This window comes from Streptomyces sp. NPDC050448 (assembly GCF_040655295.1).
Lineage (GTDB): Bacteria > Actinomycetota > Actinomycetes > Streptomycetales > Streptomycetaceae > Streptomyces.
Window position 1 is genome coordinate 1 of sequence record NZ_JBFAJR010000072.1, and the last position, 14,231, is coordinate 14,231.

Here is a 14,231-nt window from a genome sequence, read left to right on the forward strand (position 1 = left end):
TCCCCTGCACCCCGGGCAGCGCCTTCCTCCACGCCGCCCTCGCCTGGAACGACGGCACGCCCGTGGTCGCCGCATCGCCGCGGCCGGCCGGGGCGCGGCCTCCGCGGCGGCCCCCCGCCGGGCGACCGCACCCGCGGCTCCCGCCGCCGCCACCGCCGCACCGGCTGCCGCCGCCACCTCCCGGCCCACCGAGCGGGCCGTGTTCGAGCAGATGGCGGAGCGGGCGGTCCGCCCCGCCGGGCTCTTCCGCAGAGCCGTGGCCCGCGCGCTCGACACCCTCGTGTTCGCCGCGGTCGCGGCGGCGGCCGCCCGGCCCCTCGTCCCCGAGGCCACCGCCCACCTCGAGGCCAAGGTCGACGCCGCGAAGGGCAGCGGCCGGACCACCACCGTGTGGCTGTTCGACGCCACCATCGCCGGATACCTGGGCCTCGTCCTGGGCGCCGTACTGCTCTTCGGGGTGTTCTACGAGGCGCTGCCCACCGCCCGCTGGGGCCGCACCCCGGGCAAGAAGCTCCTCGGGGTCCGGGTGCTGTCCGCCGTCACGCTCCGCCCGCCCACGTTCGGCGCGGCCCTGGGCCGCTGGCTGGTGTACGCGTTCCTCGGGCTGCCCGGCAGCCTCTGGTGCCTCGTGGACCGCCCCCGCCGCCGGGGCTGGCACGACCGGGCGGCCGAGACGTACGTGGCCCGCTGAGGCCCGGCCAGGGGGTCCGCCGGGGGCGCCTTCCCCCGAACGGACGCCGTCCCGTTGCGGGGTTCGCGGAGCCGGGTTCGACTCGGGCCATGAGTACCGATCAGCCGCCGCCGGGCCAGCCGCCCGAGGACGACCCGTTCCTCAAGAAGCCCCAGGAACCGACGCCTCCGTCGGGCGGTTCGCCGTACGGCCCGCCGCCGGGAGGTCCGGCCCCGCCGCCGGGCGGCACCCCGCCTCCGCCGCCGGGAGGCCCCTACGGCGGCGGTGCGGGCGGCGGATTCCCGCCCCCGCCGCCTCCGCACGGCGCCGGCCCGGGTGAGCCGTACGGCGGTGGCGGCGGCATGCCCGATCCGCTCGCGGGGATGCCCCCGCTGGCCGACTTCGGCAAGCGGCTCCTGGCCCGCATCATCGACGTGGTCATCGTGGTCGTGCCGCTGTTCCTCATCCAGCTGGCGTTCGGCACCAGGCGGTACACGGTCGAGACGAACAAGGGGGAGGACGTCAGCGAGGTCTTCACCAAGTCGTACAGCGGCAGCGGCCTGGTCATGACGCTGATCTCGATCGTCCTGTTCGTCGGCTACGACTGGTGGTTCACCAAGAAGGACGGCAGGACCATCGGCAAGAAGGCGCTCGGGCTGCGCGTCGCGATGCTCAACGACGGCAGTGTCCCGCAGTCCAGCCCGGCTCTCGCCCGCGCCGCCATGCTCTGGCTGCCGGCGCTCCTCTGCTGCCCCTGCCTGTGGGAGCTCGTGCTGATCGTGTCGATCCTCGTGGACAAGCCGTACAAGCAGGGACTTCACGACAAGGTGGGCAAGACCGTGGTGGTGCGTGCGGCGGCGTAGCGACGGGAAGCACCGGCATACGGCTGGGCGGCGTACGGCTCAGTGGTGCACCGGCTGTTCGACGGCGGCCGCCCGGGGTTCAGGCACCCGGGCGGCCGCCGTCGCGTCCGCGGGGACCGGCTCGTGCGTCGTCTCGGGCGTGATTTCGGCAACACCGGGGGAAACGCCGGGGGTACGGGCGGCGGCTCCGGCGGGGGCCGCGTGCCGGCCGCGGCGGCGGGGGTTCGCGGCGGTGAGCGCGACGAGCAGTCCGAGGGCCAGCGCGGCCGTGGCGATGACGGCGACCCCGAACCCGGTACTCGTCTGCGAGAGCAGCAGCATGGCGATCGTCGACACGACGACGGTGGCGGACCCGTAGAACAGCTGGGCGGCAGTCGGACGCGGCATGGCGGTATCCGTCCTCAAGGCGGGGAGGGGGAGTCTGCTCAACTTGGTCGCGCGTCAAGGGACTCTACGTCGGGGGATTCCCGAGCGGAACCGCCAGTAAGCGTGACCTAACCCACGGTGCCCGGAGCATGGGGGGCGCACGGGTTCATTCCCCGTCCCACAGTGCGGTCAGGACGCGCCCTTCGTCCTATATGGCAGAGGAACGTCCGCATACCGGAACTACCTGACCGCATAGTGCAGTTGTAAGGAACAAGTCAAGGTCTGTCTTTTCTTTCGACTCTCCGGTCAAATGTCGTCACTTGAGACGCGCGCCGCGCGGAACCCCCCGCTCCTATGGAGATGTTCCGACCTGTGTCGCGGCCGCGGGAGGGGAACGACATCAAGTGACCAGCAATTCCAGGCCTCGACGAGCGCTGCGTGCCGCAGCCGTCGGTGTGACCCTGGCCGCAACTGCGGCCTCCGGCGCCTTCCTCGTCACTGCCCAGGCTTCCGAAGCGCCGTTGACCACGGCCGCCGCGGAGCGCCAGGACCCGACCGCTCCGGCGAAGGAGCAGGTCGAGCACAATCTGAAGGGCCCGTTCAGCGACCAGCAGGCCCAGGCCCGTGAAGCCGCCCTTGACCAGGTGCTGGCGGGCAAGAAGACCGTCGAGCAGCGCGGCGCCTCCAAGGTCGTCAAGCTCGACGACAAGAAGTACGTCGAGCTCGGCCGCGAGAAGACCGACAAGATCTTCACGATCCTCGTCGAGTTCGGCGACCAGGTCGACAACACGACCATGTTCGACCCGGACGGTCCGGACGGCCCCAAGCCGGCGGTACCGAAGTACGGCGGCACCCCCGGTCCGCTGCACAACACCATCGCGCAGCCCGACCGTGCCAACAACAACAGCACGGCCTGGCGCAAGGACTTCAGCCGCGACTACTTCCAGGACCTGTACTTCGGTACCGGCAAGGGCAAGGACTCGCTGAAGACCTACTACGAGAAGACCTCCTCGGGTCGCTACTCGGTCGACGGCCAGGTCTCCGACTGGGTCAAGATCCCGAACAACGAGGCCCGTTACGGCTCGAACTACTGCGGTCAGACCAACTGCGCCAACGTGTGGGACACCGTCCGCGACGGCGTCAACGCGTGGGTCGACGCCCAGAAGAAGGCCGGCAAGACCGACGCCGAGATCAAGGCCACGCTGGCGCAGTACGACCAGTGGGACCGCAACGACTACGACGGCGACGGCAACTTCAACGAGCCCGACGGCTACATCGACCACTTCCAGATCGTCCACGCGGGCGAGGACGAGTCGGCCGGCGGCGGCGTCCAGGGCACCAACGCACTGTGGGCGCACCGCTGGTACGCCTACGGCACCGACGCGGGCAAGACCGGCCCGGCCAACAACAAGGCCGGCGGTACCCAGATCGGCGACACCGGCATCTGGGTCGGCGACTACACGATGCAGCCGGAGAACGGCGGCCTCGGCGTCTTCGCGCACGAGTACGGCCACGACCTCGGTCTGCCGGACCTCTACGACACCACCGGTGGCGGCGACAACTCGGTCGGCTTCTGGTCGCTGATGTCGGCCGGCTCCTGGCTCGGTGACGGCAAGGACTCCATAGGCAACGTTCCGGGCGACATGGACGCCTGGAGCAAGCTCCAGCTGGGCTGGCTGAACTTCGACACGGCCAAGGCCGCGACGAAGTCCACGCACAAGCTCGGTGTGTCGGCTTACAACACCAAGGACAAGCAGGCGCTGCTTGTCGAGCTGCCGAAAAAGCAGGTCAAGACCGACATCGTCGCTCCCGCCGAGGGCTCCTCGCAGTGGTGGAGCAACATGGGTGACAACCTCAAGAACACCCTCACCCGCACGGTCGACCTGACCGGCAAGTCCTCCGCCGCGCTGTCCCTCAAGGGCTGGTGGGACATCGAGAAGGACTTCGACTACCTCTACACCGAGGTGTCCACCGACGGCGGCGCCACCTGGACCGTCCTCGGCGGCACGGCCAACGGCAAGGCCATCCCGGCCGACGCCGCGGGCAACGCCGGTCTGACCGACGCCTCCGGCGGCTGGCAGGACCTGAAGTTCCCGCTCGACGCCTACGCCGGCAAGAAGATCGACCTCCGCTTCCGCTACCAGACGGACGGCGGCGCGGGCGGCAAGGGCTTCACGGCCGACGCCCTCGCGATCACCGCGGACGGCCAGACCCTGTTCACCGACGGCGCCGAGAACGGCGACAACGGCTGGACCGGCAAGGGCTTCTCCCGGGTCGGCTCCGGCTTCATCAAGGAGTACCCGCAGTACTACATCGCGGAGAACCGCCGCTACGTCTCGTACGACTCCACCCTCAAGGTGGGCCCGTACAACTTCGGCTGGGCCAACTCCAAGCCGGGCTGGGTCGAGCACTACCCGTACCAGGACGGCCTGCTGATCTGGCTGTGGGACAAGTCCCAGAAGGACAACAACACGAGCGTGCACCCCGGCTCGGGTCAGATCCTGCCGATCGACGCCAACGCCAAGCCGATGAAGTGGTCGGACGGCACCCTGCTGCGGAACAAGATCCAGCCGTACGACGCGCCGTTCAGCGCGTACTCGACGGACGCCTTCACCCTGCACAAGAACGGTGAGGCGCTGTTCCTGAAGCCGAAGCCCGCGAACCTGGTCTTCGACGACCACAAGGGCAAGTACTACTACGACGAGAACCCGACCGGTTCGGTGAAGGTCGCTGACACCAACACCAAGATCAAGATCGCCAAGGAGACGTACGACGGTCTCCATATGACGATCGAGGTCGGGCCCGCCGCCAAGTAATTCGGCAAACCCGCAGGTCAAAGCATGATCGGCCGTCGCCCTCTAGCGGGCGGCGGCCGATCGCGTTTAGATGCGGGTGCGAGTTGTCTTATTGACGGGGGAGCTGAAGATCATGCCCGGTGGAGGTTTCGTCAGATTGCCAGGCGGCAGCGTGGTGGTCGCGCTCACGCTGCCGAGGCCGTCCGGCGAGAGCGGAAACGTCCGCGTGCTGGTGCACGCCGCGAACCGGGCCCGCGCCCTGACCAGGCTGCGGAACCTCGGCATGCGGGCGGTGTACCTGCGCGGCAACGCGCAGCCGCCCACCCCGGACGAGGTCACGGCCGTCCTGCACCACCCGGACGGCCTGCTGTGGCGCGGCGCCCCGGACCGGGCCCAGGAGCTCTGGCACCCGATCCGCGCCCTGCTGGGCCACTAGCTAGGGGGTGTCCCGGGCCTGCCTGGCCACCCGCGCGGCCGCCGGGGCCGTCAGGGGGCCTGGCAGGGGCTCTCGCCGACGAGCCGGACCCCGGCCGACCGGAGCTCCTCCACCGCCCGCGCGGCGGTGTGGGGGGCCACGGCGGCCGTCAGGTCCAGCAGCACGCGGGTGGCGAAGCCGGCGCGGGCGGCGTCGAGGGCCGTGGCCCGCACGCAGTGGTCGGTGGCGATCCCGACGACGTCGACCTCGGTCACCTGCCGGTCGCGCAGCCACTGGGCGAGCGGGGTGCCGTTCTCGTCGGCGCCCTCGAACCCGCTGTACGCGGCCTCGTACGCGCCCTTGTCGAAGACGGCGGCGACGGCCCCGGAGGCGACCGCGGGCGCGAAGTTCGGGTGGAACCCGACGCCCTCGGTGCCGGCGACGCAGTGCACCGGCCAGGAGGTCTCGTAGTCCGGCTCGGCCGGGGGGTGCGCGAAGTGCGACCCGGGATCGATGTGGTGGTCGCGGGTGGCGACGACGTGCCGGTAGCCGGCCGTGGCCTGCCCGATCAGCTCGGTGATCGCGGCGGCGACGTCGGCCCCTCCGGTGACCGCGAGGCTGCCGCCTTCGCAGAAGTCGTTCTGTACGTCGACGACGATCAGTGCGCGGTGCATGTCGCGTGTCCTTCGGTTGTCGTGGTTGCCGCTGCGCGGGCTCTTCCCCCGCCCCGCCCCTTCCCGAAACCGGGCTCCGCCCGGACCCGGCCCGCACGCGCCGGCGGGTCCCGGGGCGGCGGCGCGCCCGCGCGGGGCCGCAGCCGCGACCGGGTGAGCGCGAGAGGGGCGGGCCGGGGGCGGCCCCGCAGGGCCCCGGGTACCGCTACGCGTACTCGGTCGGGATCACGGGCTCGCCGCGCGACAGCTGCGTCGCGGACAGCGGGAGCCCGGCGCGGGCCTCGCGGTGGCGGTCGCGGGGCGCCTCCAGGGACTCGCGGGCGACCACCTCGCCGGCCTTGACCAGCTCGACCAGCAGCTGCCGGTCGGCGAGGGCGTTCGGGACCGGCCCGGTCCCGACGACCTCCGCCTCCGCGACCCCGTCCGAGTCGACCCGGCGCGCGGCCCACTTGCGGCCGCCGATCGAGGTCTTGCCGCCGGAGGACTTCTTCGCCACCGGCACCAGCGGAGCCTTGGGGTCCGCCGACGCCGCCCGCGCCACCAGCTTGTAGACCATCGAGCACGTCGGGTGCCCGCTGCCCGTCACCAGCTGCGTGCCGACCCCGTACGCGTCCACGGGTGCCGCCGCGAGCGAGGCGATGGCGTACTCGTCCAGGTCGGAGGTGACCACGATCTTCGTCCCGGTCGCCCCGAGCTCGTCCAGCTGCTGCCGCACCCGGTGCGCGACCAGCAGCAGGTCGCCGGAGTCGATCCGGACCGCCCCCAGCCCCGTACCGGCGACCTCGACGGCCGTCCGCACCGCCTCCGCCACGTCGTACGTGTCCACCAGCAGGGTGGTCCCGCTGCCCAGCGAGGCCACCTGGGCCTGGAACGCGTCCCGCTCGGTGTCGTGCACCAGCGTGAAGGCGTGCGCCGAGGTCCCGACCGTCGGGATCCCGTACCGGAAGCCCGCCGCCAGGTCCGAGGTGGAGGTGAAGCCGCCGACGTACGCGGCGCGCGAGGCCGCCACCGCGGCCAGCTCGTGGGTGCGCCGCGCGCCCATCTCGATCAGCGGCCGCTCGCCGGCGGCCGAGGCCATCCGGGAGGCGGCGGCCGCGATCGCCGAGTCGTGGTTCAGGATCGACAGGACCACGGTCTCCAGCAGCACGCACTCGGCGAAGCTGCCCTCGACGCGCAGGACCGGCGAGCCGGGGAAGTAGACCTCGCCCTCCGGGTAGCCCCAGATGTCGCCCGAGAAGCGGTACGAGGACAGCCAGTCCAGGGTCCGCATGTCGACGACGGCCCGCTCGCGCAGGAACTCCAGCACCGCGCTGTCGAAGCGGAAGTTCTCCACCGCGTCCAGGACGCGGCCGGTGCCGGCCACCACCCCGTAGCGGCGCCCCTCGGGCAGCCGCCGGGTGAAGACCTCGAAGACCGACCGGCGGTCGGCGGTGCCGTTCGCCAGGGCGGCCTGCAGCATCGTGAGCTCGTAATGATCCGTGAAGAGCGCTGTCGACGGCACGTCCACCGGCAGGCCCAGATCCGCAGGGTTCATGTCACGGATGGTAGCGCACATCTCGTCAAAGTGACGAGATGTCGGGGCCCGTTTGTGCGACCGGCCGGTCACAGTGGCAGCATGGGACAAGTGAGTGTTGCTCCCATTGAGATCGAACGCACCGAGTCGGCCGAAGAGACCTTCGCGGTCCCAGAACCCGACGTTCCCTGGGTGACCCTGGTGCACAACGACCCGGTCAACCTCATGAGCTACGTGACGTACGTGTTCCAGGCGTACTTCGGCTATTCGAAGGACAAGGCGCACAAGCTGATGCTCGACGTCCACCACAAGGGGCGGGCGGTCGTGTCCAGCGGCACCCGCGAGGAAATGGAGCGCGACGTGCAGGCCATGCACGGCTACGGCCTGTGGGCGACCCTCTCCCAGGACCGCATCTGATGGGGCGGTCCGCCGGGATGTTCGAACCCCGCAAGGACGGCGGCGCCGCCGTCAGGCTGGACGAGATCGAGATCTCCATCCTGCGCTCCCTGGCCGTCCAGCTGCTGGAGCTCATCGGCCCGGGCGCCCCCGAGCCCGACGAGGACGCCGACCCGCTGGCCGTGCTGTTCGCCGAGGGCAACCAGGGGCCCACCGAGCGCCCCTCCGACCCCGCGCTGATCCGGCTCTTCCCCGACGCCTACGGCGGCCCCGGCCCCGAGGACCAGGGCGTGGACCCGGAGGAGCTCGCCGCCCGGTCGGCGGAATTCCGCCGCTTCACCGAGAACGACCTGCGCACCCGCAAGCGGGAGAACGCGCTGGCCGTCGTACGCAGCCTGGACGGGCTCACCCCCGGCGCCGACGGGGCGGCCGCGCTGGAGCTCACCGGAGAGCTCCCGCTGCGCTGGCTGGGCGCGCTCAACGACCTGCGCCTGACCATCGCGGCCCGCCTCGACATCACCGAGGACGACGAGAGCGCGATGCTCTTCCGGCTGCCGGACGACGACCCGCGCAAGCCGATGGTGATGGCCTACCTCTGGCTCGGCGGCCTCCAGGAAACGCTCATCGAAACCCTCTGAGAACGCGCCGCGGACCCCCCGCGGACCCCCCCGCGGACCCTCTGCGAACCGTCCGAGAAGCCACGGAACCCTCAGGAAAGCCTCAAAGGCGAACACTGTTCGCTCAGCGGACGCTCAAATCCGGATAACGATCAGATCACCGCCATGCGGTGATCTGATGTATTTCAGGATCTCTGTCCTGAATTTCATGTGTCCCAGGTCACTTTTCCGCGCCTCGGTGCCCCGTAAGCCCGTGATAGATCTTCACGACCGCCGACGGGGCGCCACCCATGTCCCCCGGCCTGCTTGAACCGGCTGACCGCCGGGTGCAACTCCATCCGTATCCGGGGGGATCGAGGACCCGATCCGCAGCCTTCGAAGGCGCGGGTCGGCGTGGAGAAAGGCGCACCAAGACATGACCTCTGTGCAGGTCGAGCAGCACGACAGGACGCCCGGCGAGGGCGCCGCGACCGAGGGCGGCGAGGGTTACCACCGCGCACTCGGAGCCCGCCAGATCCAGATGATCGCGATCGGCGGAGCCATCGGCACCGGCCTCTTCCTGGGCGCCGGCAAGGCGATCTCGAAGGCCGGCCCGAGCCTGATCCTGGCCTACGCCATCGCGGGCCTGGTCATCTTCTTCATCATGCGCGCCCTGGGCGAGCTGCTGATGTACCGCCCGGTCTCGGGCTCCTTCTCGGACTACGCCCGCCAGTTCCTCGGCCCGTTCTGGGGGTACGCGACCGGCTGGACGTACTGGCTCTTCTGGGTCGTCACCGGCATCACCGAGGTGACCGCGGCGGCCAAGTACATGTCGTACTGGACCCACGACAGCTTCCCGCAGTGGGCCTACGCGCTGATCTTCACGGTCATCCTCTACACCGCCAACCTGATCTCCGTGAAGCTCTTCGGTGAGCTCGAGTTCTGGTTCTCCATGGTCAAGGTCACCGCCATCGTCGGCATGATCCTGATCTGCGCCGGCGTGCTCACCATCGGCTTCTCCGACGCCGCCGGCACCGCCTCCGTCTCCAACCTGTGGAACGACCGCGGCTTCTTCCCGAACGGCATCGGCGAGACGCTGATGACCCTGCAGATCGTGATGTTCGCCTTCCTCGCGGTCGAGCTGGTCGGCGTCACCGCCGGCGAGTCCAAGGACCCCGAGAAGACGCTGCCCAAGGCCATCAACACCGTGCCGTGGCGCATCGCCGTCTTCTACGTCGGCGCCCTCATCATGATCATGTCGGTCATCCCGTGGTCCAACTTCAAGGCGGGCGAGAGCCCGTTCGTGCTGGCCTTCGAGAAGATGGGCCTCGGCCTCGGCGCCGCGATCGTCAACTTCGTCGTCCTGACCGCCGCCCTGTCCTCCTGCAACTCGGGCATGTACTCCACCGGCCGCATGCTGCGCGACCTCGCGCTCAACGGCCAGGGCCCGAAGGTCTTCACCAAGCTGACCAAGAGCGGCACCCCGCTGGTCGGCACCACCTTCTCCGCCGGGCTGATGCTGGTGGGCGTCTGGATCAACTACGTCGCCCCGGGCAAGGCCTTCGACTACGTCGTCTCCTTCGCCACCATCTCCGGCATGTGGGCCTGGATCATGATCCTGGTCTGCCAGATCGTCTACCGAGCCAAGGTGAACCGCGGCGAGCTGCCCGCGTCCCCGTTCAAGGCGCCCGGCGCGCCCTGGACGAGCTGGTTCGCGCTGGTCTTCATCGGCGTGGTCATCGTGATGATGGGCATCGACAAGGACTCCCGCGTCTCGCTGTACTGCGCCCCGCTGTGGGGCCTGATCCTCGGCGTCTCGTACCTGGTGCTCAAGAAGCGCAACCCGAGCGGCGCCGCCTTCAACAAGGTCTCCCAGCCGGCCCCCTGACCGGCTCCTCCCTCCGGTTCCCGGCCGCCCGTCACGGCCGGGAACCGAGGCCCCACGGACCCTGTGTCCAGCATCCGGGCCCTTCCGTACCGCATCTCGGTACGGAAGGGCCCGTCTGCTTATCCTGTCGCTCATGCTGACCCTTACCCAGGCGCTGTACGACCAGATCGTCGAGCACGCCCGCAAGGACCACCCGGACGAGGCGTGCGGCGTCGTGGCCGGGCCGGCGGGCACCGACCGCCCCGAGCGGTTCATCCCGATGCTCAACGCGGCCCGCTCGCCCACGTTCTACGAGTTCGACTCGAAGGATCTGCTGAAGCTCTACCGGGAGCTCGACGACCGGGACGAGGAGCCCGTGATCGTCTACCACTCGCACACCGCGACCGAGGCCTACCCCTCCCGTACGGACATCACGTACGCGAACGAGCCCGGCGCGCACTACGTGCTGGTCTCGACGGCGGACACCGACGGCCTCGGGGAGTTCCAGTTCCGGTCGTACCGGATCGTCGACGGCGTCATCACCGAGGAGGAAGTGCAGGTCGTCGAGGCCTACTGACCACGATGTGGGCGGTTTTCGTCCACAATGCGGGATCACACTCCAAACGGGGGGCCGGGAATCGTTAACATGACCGCATGGTTCCCCATGACGTGAGCATCGAGACGCCCGGCAGGCTGCTGCTTGTGGCGCGGCTGCACGTCGACCTGTGCCGCCTCGCCAGCAGCATCTGTCCTGCCGCCTGAGCACCACGGCCCCTCGCGCGGGGGCCCATGCGCCGCGCGCCCTTACGCCCTCCCGCTTTACTTCACAACTGGAGCCTGCCATGGCCATCGAGGTCCGCATCCCCACCATCCTCCGCACCTACACCGACGGCGAGAAGGCCGTCAACGGTGAGGGCGCCACGCTGTCCGAGCTCTTCGCGGACCTCGAAACGCGCCACAAGGGCATCGAGGAGCGCATCGTCGACGGCGGCAAGCTGCGCCGCTTCGTGAACGTCTACCTCAACGACGAGGACGTCCGCTTCCTCGACGGCATCTCCACCGCCCTCAACGACGGCGACAGCGTCACCATCCTCCCGGCGGTCGCCGGCGGCTCCGTCTGATGCGCTACGACTCCCCGCTGGCCGCGGTCGGCAACACGCCGCTCGTCCGGCTGCCCCGCCTGTCGCCCTCGGACGACGTCCGCATCTGGGCCAAGCTGGAGGACCGGAACCCGACCGGCTCGATCAAGGACCGCCCCGCGCTCCACATGGTCGAGCAGGCCGAGAAGGACGGCAGGCTGACCCCCGGCTGCACCATCCTGGAGCCGACCTCGGGCAACACCGGCATCTCGCTCGCGATGGCCGCCAAGCTCAAGGGCTACCGGATCGTGTGCGTCATGCCGGAGAACACGAGCCAGGAACGCCGTGACCTGCTGGCCATGTGGGGAGCGGAGATCATCTCGTCGCCGGCGGCGGGCGGATCGAACACCGCGGTACGGGTGGCCAAGGAGCTGGCGGCGGAGCACCCCGACTGGGTGATGCTCTACCAGTACGGAAACCCGGACAACGCGGGCGCCCACTACGCGACGACCGGTCCCGAGATCCTGCGGGACCTCCCCTCGATCACCCACTTCGTGGCGGGCCTGGGCACGACGGGCACCCTGATGGGCGTCGGCCGCTACCTGCGCGAGCACGTCGAGGGCATCAAGATCGTCGCAGCGGAGCCCCGCTACGACGACCTGGTCTACGGCCTGCGCAACCTGGACGAGGGCTTCGTCCCGGAGCTGTACGACGCCTCGGTCCTGACGACCCGCTTCTCGGTGGGCTCGGCGGACGCGGTGACGCGCACGCGCGAACTCCTGCAACTCGAGGGCATCTTCGCGGGCGTCTCCACGGGCGCCGCCCTGCACGCGGCGATCGGTGTGGGCCGCAAGGCGGTGGCCGCCGGCGAAACGGCGGACATCGTGTTCGTCGTGGCCGACGGCGGCTGGAAGTACCTGTCGACGGGCGTCTACACGGCGGCCACCACGGAAGAGGCCATCGAGGCCCTCCAGGGCCAACTCTGGGCGTAGGCCCCGGGGCCGGGCTCGGGATCGGAGGCGCGGGGTCGGCTCCTGGCCGGCCGGGCTCCCGCGCCGCAGGGCGCGGCACCCGGCCGGGAACCGGGCTCGCGCCGGCCGGGCCCCGCACCGCGGGCCGGGCGGCGGTCAGGCGGACAGGAGATCCGCCAGGATGGCCGCGTGACTTGCGGCGGGATCCCTGACCGCGGTCAGGAGGGTGACCGGGCCCGCCGCGGCCAACGCACGCAGCCGGGCCAGCTCCGCCACCGCGTCCGGAGCCGCCAGCTCCGCCTCGAAGCGGGCCCGGAACTCCTCCGGCGAGCCCCCGCCCCCGTGGAACCACTTCCGCAGCTCCCCGGACGGGGTCACCGCCTTCGGCCACTCGTCCACCCCCGCCGCCGCCTTCGCCAGGCCCCGCGGCCACAGCCGGTCCACGAGCACCCGTACGCCGTCCGCCTCCGGCTCCGGGGGGTCGTAGACCCGCCGCACCCGCACCCGCACCGACCCCATCAGCCGCCACCTCCGAGTCCCTTGACCTCGTCCCACACCGCAGGGTCCAGCACTCCCAGCCGGCTCCGGAACTCCCACCCCCACACCTCCGCCGGCCGGTCCGCCTCCAGGAAGCTCGCCCGGCCCTGCGCCCCCACCGTCCCCGGCGGCAGCGGGATCACCCCGGCCCGCCGGTCGTCGTACTTCCCGGTGATCCACGCGACCCGCACCCGGTGGGCCCGTACGGACGCCACCGACAGCACCAGGCACAGCCGCCCGTCCGCCAGGCACCACAGCTCACCGGCCTGCGGCCGTGGCGGCGCGCCCGGCCCGTGCGGCGGCGGGGCCCGCCGGGTCATCCCCGGCCGACGCCCCGCGACCAGCACCACCAGCACCACGGCCACCAGCGCGGCCGCCGCGGGCCACCAGGACGTGTCCATATTCCGAAGGTAGCCGCGCCCGAACACCCCGGCACGGCGGTGCACCGGCACGCCCGTGCCCCCCGTCGCTCCCCCGGGTGACAGCACAGGTGATTCCCCCCACAACGGCCTGCCGCGGAGGAGCGACCTGACGTTTCGCGCCTTACGCTCGACCCACGCACGGCCCGCATTCCGTCCACGGACCGTCCCCGGAGGTTTTCGCTCCATGAAGCTCACCGTCGTCGGCTGCTCGGGGTCGTTCCCGTCCGCGGAATCGGCCTGCTCGAGCTACCTCGTCGAGGCCGACGGCTTCCGGCTGCTCCTCGACATGGGCAACGGCGCCCTCGGCGAGCTTCAGCGCCACATCGGTCTCTACGACCTCGACGCGATCTTCCTGAGCCATCTGCACGCCGACCACTGCATCGACATGTGCGGCTACTTCGTCGCCCGCTACTACCGGCACGAGGGCGGCCGCTGCGGCACCATCCCCGTCTACGGCCCCGAAGGCACCGAGAAGCGCCTGGCGACCGCGTACGAGGACGTCCCCGACGAGCGCTCCATGAGCGAGGTCTTCGACTTCCGGACCCTGAAGTCCGCCAGCTTCGAGATCGGCCCGTTCACGGTCCGCACCGAGCGGGTCAGCCACCCCGTCGAGGCCTACGGCATCCGCGTCGAGCACGACGGCCGCTCCCTCACGTACTCCGGCGACACGGGCGTCTGCCCCGAGCTGGGGCTGCTCGCCGAGGGCGCGGACCTGTTCCTGTGCGAAGCCTCCTTCACGCACGGCAAGGAGGACATCCCGGACCTCCATCTCAACGGCCGCGAGGCCGGCGAGTTCGCGCGCGGCGGCAGGGTCGGCCGGCTCGTCCTGACGCACATCCCGCCGTGGACCGACGCCCGCCAGAACCTTGCCGACGCCCGCGAGGTCTACGCCGGCCCGGTCGACCTCGCGTACGCGGGCGCCGTCTACGAGGTCTGACGTACGACACGTACGGCGAAGCCCCCGCCCTCCCATCCGGCGGATTCTTGGGGTCCTCGCAACACCTGATGGCTTACGCGGCTGTCAGTAGATCACGCAGGCGCTCGGCTGGGGTTCTCCAGTCGAGCGT

At 70.7% G+C, this 14,231-nt stretch carries 17 protein-coding genes; 12 read left to right on the forward strand and 5 right to left on the reverse strand.

Annotated elements, in window-relative coordinates; all coding sequences use genetic code 11:
- The coding region (locus tag AB0I68_RS37790; protein ID WP_363181962.1) for an RDD family protein at nt 1-691 on the forward strand (691 nt) is incomplete at its 5' end.
- 89 nt (nt 692-780) lie between these two features.
- Nucleotides 781-1,533: an RDD family protein gene (locus tag AB0I68_RS37795; protein WP_363181963.1), complete on the forward strand. Its 753-nt coding sequence runs from the start codon at nt 781-783 to the stop codon at nt 1,531-1,533.
- 39 nt (nt 1,534-1,572) lie between these two features.
- Here the strand turns inward: AB0I68_RS37795 and AB0I68_RS37800 are convergent, their stop codons facing one another.
- Nucleotides 1,573-1,920, reverse strand: a complete 348-nt coding sequence (locus AB0I68_RS37800) for a hypothetical protein (protein WP_363181964.1) — start codon at nt 1,918-1,920, stop codon at nt 1,573-1,575.
- A gap of 383 nt (nt 1,921-2,303) precedes the next feature.
- On the opposite strand from AB0I68_RS37800, the gene AB0I68_RS37805 reads away from it, so the two are divergent.
- Both AB0I68_RS37805 and AB0I68_RS37810 read left to right on the forward strand, forming a co-directional pair.
- Entirely contained in the window at nt 2,304-4,715 is a 2,412-nt protein-coding gene (locus tag AB0I68_RS37805; protein ID WP_363181965.1) for an immune inhibitor A domain-containing protein, read from the forward strand.
- A gap of 112 nt (nt 4,716-4,827) precedes the next feature.
- Nucleotides 4,828-5,130: a hypothetical protein gene (locus AB0I68_RS37810; RefSeq protein ID WP_363181966.1), complete on the forward strand. Its 303-nt coding sequence runs from the start codon at nt 4,828-4,830 to the stop codon at nt 5,128-5,130.
- 50 nt (nt 5,131-5,180) lie between these two features.
- Here AB0I68_RS37810 and AB0I68_RS37815 read toward each other — a convergent pair whose 3' ends face one another.
- Together AB0I68_RS37815 and AB0I68_RS37820 are read right to left on the reverse strand one after the other, a co-directional pair.
- On the reverse strand, nt 5,181-5,783 hold the full coding sequence (locus AB0I68_RS37815) for a nicotinamidase (protein ID WP_363181968.1): 603 nt from the start codon (nt 5,781-5,783) through the stop codon (nt 5,181-5,183).
- 205 nt (nt 5,784-5,988) lie between these two features.
- Nucleotides 5,989-7,317, reverse strand: a complete 1,329-nt coding sequence (locus AB0I68_RS37820; RefSeq protein WP_363181969.1) for a nicotinate phosphoribosyltransferase — start codon at nt 7,315-7,317, stop codon at nt 5,989-5,991.
- Nucleotides 7,318-7,398: 81 nt separating this feature from the next.
- On the opposite strand from AB0I68_RS37820, the gene clpS reads away from it, so the two are divergent.
- From clpS to AB0I68_RS37855, 7 genes are all read left to right on the forward strand, one after another.
- Entirely contained in the window at nt 7,399-7,713 is a 315-nt protein-coding gene (clpS, locus tag AB0I68_RS37825) for an ATP-dependent Clp protease adapter ClpS (RefSeq protein ID WP_053784844.1), read from the forward strand.
- The gene (locus tag AB0I68_RS37830) at nt 7,713-8,330 is read left to right on the forward strand and encodes a DUF2017 domain-containing protein (protein ID WP_363181970.1); all 618 of its coding nucleotides are present in this window, start codon (nt 7,713-7,715) and stop codon (nt 8,328-8,330) included. Before clpS ends, AB0I68_RS37830 begins: the two co-directional genes overlap by 1 nt.
- Before the next feature lie 394 nt (nt 8,331-8,724).
- On the forward strand, nt 8,725-10,176 hold the full coding sequence (locus tag AB0I68_RS37835) for an amino acid permease (protein ID WP_363181971.1): 1,452 nt from the start codon (nt 8,725-8,727) through the stop codon (nt 10,174-10,176).
- Nucleotides 10,177-10,309: 133 nt separating this feature from the next.
- On the forward strand, nt 10,310-10,732 hold the full coding sequence (locus AB0I68_RS37840) for a M67 family metallopeptidase (protein ID WP_363181972.1): 423 nt from the start codon (nt 10,310-10,312) through the stop codon (nt 10,730-10,732).
- A 77-nt stretch (nt 10,733-10,809) separates the two neighbouring features.
- On the forward strand, nt 10,810-10,917 hold the full coding sequence (locus tag AB0I68_RS37845) for a putative leader peptide (RefSeq protein ID WP_324603773.1): 108 nt from the start codon (nt 10,810-10,812) through the stop codon (nt 10,915-10,917).
- A gap of 80 nt (nt 10,918-10,997) precedes the next feature.
- Nucleotides 10,998-11,276 carry a MoaD/ThiS family protein gene (locus AB0I68_RS37850; RefSeq protein ID WP_363181973.1) on the forward strand — a complete coding sequence of 93 codons (279 nt, stop codon included), beginning with the start codon at nt 10,998-11,000 and terminating at the stop codon, nt 11,274-11,276.
- Nucleotides 11,276-12,226 carry a cysteine synthase gene (locus AB0I68_RS37855; RefSeq protein ID WP_363181975.1) on the forward strand — a complete coding sequence of 317 codons (951 nt, stop codon included), beginning with the start codon at nt 11,276-11,278 and terminating at the stop codon, nt 12,224-12,226. The genes AB0I68_RS37850 and AB0I68_RS37855 overlap by 1 nt, the downstream gene beginning before the upstream one ends.
- Before the next feature lie 135 nt (nt 12,227-12,361).
- On the opposite strand, the gene AB0I68_RS37860 is transcribed toward AB0I68_RS37855, so the two are convergent.
- Both AB0I68_RS37860 and AB0I68_RS37865 read right to left on the reverse strand, forming a co-directional pair.
- On the reverse strand, nt 12,362-12,715 hold the full coding sequence (locus AB0I68_RS37860) for a DUF488 family protein (RefSeq protein ID WP_363181979.1): 354 nt from the start codon (nt 12,713-12,715) through the stop codon (nt 12,362-12,364).
- A gap of 8 nt (nt 12,716-12,723) precedes the next feature.
- A complete protein-coding gene (locus tag AB0I68_RS37865; protein ID WP_363181976.1) occupies nt 12,724-13,143 on the reverse strand; it encodes a hypothetical protein in 420 nt (139 codons plus the stop codon).
- A gap of 205 nt (nt 13,144-13,348) precedes the next feature.
- Between AB0I68_RS37865 and AB0I68_RS37870 the strand changes: the two genes are divergently transcribed.
- Nucleotides 13,349-14,101 carry an MBL fold metallo-hydrolase gene (locus AB0I68_RS37870; RefSeq protein ID WP_363181977.1) on the forward strand — a complete coding sequence of 251 codons (753 nt, stop codon included), beginning with the start codon at nt 13,349-13,351 and terminating at the stop codon, nt 14,099-14,101.
- Nucleotides 14,102-14,231: the final 130 nt, after the last annotated feature.

Coding starts and splice junctions, on each gene's coding strand:
- AB0I68_RS37795 (WP_363181963.1), top strand. CDS start 781: ATGAGTACCGATCAGCCGCCGCCGGGCCAGCCGCCCGAGGACGACCCG.
- AB0I68_RS37800 (WP_363181964.1), bottom strand. CDS start 1,920: ATGCCGCGTCCGACTGCCGCCCAGCTGTTCTACGGGTCCGCCACCGTC.
- AB0I68_RS37810 (WP_363181966.1), top strand. CDS start 4,828: ATGCCCGGTGGAGGTTTCGTCAGATTGCCAGGCGGCAGCGTGGTGGTC.
- AB0I68_RS37815 (WP_363181968.1), bottom strand. CDS start 5,783: ATGCACCGCGCACTGATCGTCGTCGACGTACAGAACGACTTCTGCGAA.
- AB0I68_RS37820 (WP_363181969.1), bottom strand. CDS start 7,317: ATGAACCCTGCGGATCTGGGCCTGCCGGTGGACGTGCCGTCGACAGCG.
- clpS (WP_053784844.1), top strand. CDS start 7,399: ATGGGACAAGTGAGTGTTGCTCCCATTGAGATCGAACGCACCGAGTCG.
- AB0I68_RS37830 (WP_363181970.1), top strand. CDS start 7,713: ATGGGGCGGTCCGCCGGGATGTTCGAACCCCGCAAGGACGGCGGCGCC.
- AB0I68_RS37835 (WP_363181971.1), top strand. CDS start 8,725: ATGACCTCTGTGCAGGTCGAGCAGCACGACAGGACGCCCGGCGAGGGC.
- AB0I68_RS37840 (WP_363181972.1), top strand. CDS start 10,310: ATGCTGACCCTTACCCAGGCGCTGTACGACCAGATCGTCGAGCACGCC.
- AB0I68_RS37845 (WP_324603773.1), top strand. CDS start 10,810: ATGGTTCCCCATGACGTGAGCATCGAGACGCCCGGCAGGCTGCTGCTT.
- AB0I68_RS37850 (WP_363181973.1), top strand. CDS start 10,998: ATGGCCATCGAGGTCCGCATCCCCACCATCCTCCGCACCTACACCGAC.
- AB0I68_RS37855 (WP_363181975.1), top strand. CDS start 11,276: ATGCGCTACGACTCCCCGCTGGCCGCGGTCGGCAACACGCCGCTCGTC.
- AB0I68_RS37865 (WP_363181976.1), bottom strand. CDS start 13,143: ATGGACACGTCCTGGTGGCCCGCGGCGGCCGCGCTGGTGGCCGTGGTG.
- AB0I68_RS37870 (WP_363181977.1), top strand. CDS start 13,349: ATGAAGCTCACCGTCGTCGGCTGCTCGGGGTCGTTCCCGTCCGCGGAA.